Origin of the sequence: Methyloceanibacter marginalis, assembly GCF_001723295.1 — a bacterium.
GTDB classification, from domain to species: domain Bacteria; phylum Pseudomonadota; class Alphaproteobacteria; order Rhizobiales; family Methyloligellaceae; genus Methyloceanibacter; species Methyloceanibacter marginalis.
Map to the genome: position 1 here is coordinate 1 of NZ_LPWD01000363.1, position 2651 is coordinate 2651.

Below are 2651 nucleotides of genomic sequence, written 5' to 3' on the forward strand. Positions count from 1 at the left end.
TGGACAGCGCCGCGCCGCCGCGCGCATCGCCGTCGACGCGGGTTAGCACGATGCCGGTGAGCGCGACGCGCGCGCCGAAATTCTTGGCGAGGTTGACGGCGTCCTGGCCGGTGAGCGCATCGGCGACCAGCAGCGTCTCATGCGGTTGCGCGATTTTCTCGATGGCGGCCGTCTCGGCCATCAATTCTTCGTCGATATGGGTGCGGCCGGCGGTGTCGAGCAGCAGCACGTCGTAGCCGCCGAGCTTCGCGGCCTTGATGGCGCGCTCGGTGATTTGGGTCGGCGTTTGGCCTTCGACGATGGGCAGCGTGGCGACATTGGTCTGCTCGCCAAGAACGCGGAGCTGCTCCTGCGCGGCTGGGCGCCGCGTGTCGAGCGAGGCCATCAGGACCTTCTGCTTGTCGCGGTTGGTCAGCCGATAAGCGAGCTTTGCCGTGGTAGTGGTCTTACCGGAGCCTTGCAGGCCGACCAGCATCATGGTGACAGGCGGGGTTGCGGCGAGATCGATGCCTTGGGCGTCGGAGCCCAGCATGCGCACCAATTCGTCGTTGACGATCTTGATGACCATCTGGCCCGGGGTGACCGAGCGCACGACCTCCTGGCCGACCGCCTTCTGCTTCACCCGGTCCGTGAAGGAGCGCACCACGTCGAGCGCGACATCCGCCTCGATCAGCGCGCGGCGCACCTCGCGCATGGCTTCGCCGACGTCCTCCTCGCTCAACGCGCCGCGGCGCGTGAGCTTGTCGAGGATGCCGGAAAGGCGGTCTGAAAGGGTCTCGAACATCAGCCGGCGTAGTCCGCCACGAATTTGCGATAAACCCAGCCCGAGCTGCACGGGCCCTTGTACGCAGCAGCCTGCGGCCAAGGCGTGCCAACGCCGCAATCCATGCTCTTGTGGGAATAGACGACGCCGAGCCAGGCGCCGTTCTTGCCGCTCTGGTCGCAGATGCTCAGTAAATAGCCGTTATAGACCTTGTCGAGCATGGCGTAGTCGGATGACGGGCCGGCGCGCACGGCGAGGAAGCCGTCGCCGCCTTGCGGATCGAGCCCGCGCACCACGCCGACCGTCCCGCAAGCGTCGTAGCCGGGGTTCTGGCCTGCGATCACGGGCACGCGCCGCTGCTGGGCCGTGGTCGCCAAAGGCAGGCAGACGAGCGCCAGGGCGGCAAGGATGCCGGTGTGGCGCAGGATGCGGGTTCCAACCATCGTTTCTTCCTCCTCGACGTGAGGACAAGCAAAGCAAAAACGCACCCGTGGGCGCATCGCGCTGACGGGTGTTGACCCCCCTGGCTCCCTTTGGTGCTCCCAAAATGTCCAGGGCGGCGGCTCTTGTTGCGGAGCTGCCTTGAATTCCGCCGGAATGTCGGCGAGCGGGGTCCTGAAGTCAAGCGAGACCGCTCATTTCCCTTGCCCGCCGGGCCGTGTCCTGACAACAGATTGCGCCGGAAATTAGGGTTTCAGGGCCATGTGGTCGCGGTTCATCCTCTTACTTATCGCTGTCGTGGCCCTGCCTGCGGCCGCCGAAGCCAACGTGGTCTGGCCCGCCGCCCTCCTCACCGAGCGGCTGCTCGCGTGGTGGATCATCGGCGCTTCGCTCGTCATTGAGGCCCTCTTCGTCTGGGCCGCGTTCCGGCTGCCATTTTGGAAAACCGTCTGGGCGACGCTCGCCGCCAACGCCGTCTCTGCCGCCGTCGGCCTGTTCCTCCTGCCGTTTCTCGGCATTCTGCTCGAGGCGTCGCTTCAAGGCTCTGGTATCGCCACCAAGATCGACTGGGATGCTTTCAGCCTGGCGGGGTGGATCGCCACGTTCGCGATAGCGGTCGCCTTCAATCTCGCCATCGAGCTCGCCGTGTTTCGCTACGGCTACGGGCTGCGGATCGGCCGGTGGGCAGCGGGACTCATTCTGCTCGCCAATGTCATCACGGTCGGACTCGCGCTGGTGAGCCTCGATGTCGTTCCCAATGAAGGCTACCGCGAGATTTCGCCAGGGATCGTCGGCGAATAGCTACCGTAAAGTTGGAAGGCGTGTGCGCCTCCGCCCCTACTCTTTCGCGTGAACGGATGGTTCGGCTCTAGTGTGGCAGGACGCGCGAAAACACGTTCACCACGACGACTCCGCCCACGATCAGGGACAGTCCAATGAACGCCGGCAGGTCCAGCGGTTCCTTGAACCAAAGCCAGCCGATCGCGGCAATGAGCACAATGCCCAGGCCGGCCCACAGGGCGTAGGCGATGCCGACGGGAATCGTGCGCAGGCTGAGCGCGAGAAGCAGGAAGGATACGGCGTAGGCAAACACGCACACCAAGCTCGGCAGGAGCCGGGTGAAGGAATCGGAGGCTTTCAGAGCCGAGGTCCCAATCACCTCGAAGGCGATCGCGAAAGTCAGATAGAGATACGGCAAAGCGGTCACAAACGGTCTCCATGGTTTGAACAGTCAGGCGAGAGAGCCCAGCTTCACCGCCAGATCAAGCAAAGCTTCGTCGCCGCCTTCCCAGCCGACGAAGGAGAGCCCTGCGGGGAGGCCCGATGTTCCGTCTATGGGGATCGAGATTTGCGGCAGGCCGGCGAGGCCGGCCAAGCAGGTGCTCTGCAGGGTCACGGTGCGGAACTCCGCGAAGGACGCGCCGTCGGGGATGTCGCGCTCCGGCGG

General features: G+C 65.0%; 4 protein-coding genes and 1 pseudogene. 1 reads left to right on the forward strand and 4 read right to left on the reverse strand.

Annotation, left to right across the window (positions count from 1 at the left end):
* Together AUC71_RS12790 and AUC71_RS12795 are read right to left on the reverse strand one after the other, a co-directional pair.
* The coding region (locus AUC71_RS12790) for a signal recognition particle protein (protein ID WP_083238348.1) at positions 1–784 on the reverse strand (784 nt) is incomplete at its 3' end.
* Positions 784–1206: an integron gene (locus tag AUC71_RS12795; RefSeq protein WP_244500949.1), complete on the reverse strand. Its 423-nt coding sequence runs from the start codon at positions 1204–1206 to the stop codon at positions 784–786. The genes AUC71_RS12795 and AUC71_RS12790, both read right to left, overlap by 1 nt.
* Before the next feature lie 259 nt (positions 1207–1465).
* Between AUC71_RS12795 and AUC71_RS12800 the strand changes: the two genes are divergently transcribed.
* Positions 1466–2005 carry a hypothetical protein gene (locus AUC71_RS12800; protein WP_069624572.1) on the forward strand — a complete coding sequence of 180 codons (540 nt, stop codon included), beginning with the start codon at positions 1466–1468 and terminating at the stop codon, positions 2003–2005.
* Positions 2006–2072: 67 nt separating this feature from the next.
* On the opposite strand, the gene AUC71_RS12805 is transcribed toward AUC71_RS12800, so the two are convergent.
* Together AUC71_RS12805 and AUC71_RS12810 are read right to left on the reverse strand one after the other, a co-directional pair.
* Positions 2073–2402 carry a DMT family transporter gene (locus tag AUC71_RS12805; protein WP_069624574.1) on the reverse strand — a complete coding sequence of 110 codons (330 nt, stop codon included), beginning with the start codon at positions 2400–2402 and terminating at the stop codon, positions 2073–2075.
* A gap of 33 nt (positions 2403–2435) precedes the next feature.
* Positions 2436–2651: pseudogene (locus AUC71_RS12810) on the reverse strand (amidase family protein); the annotation flags it as partial.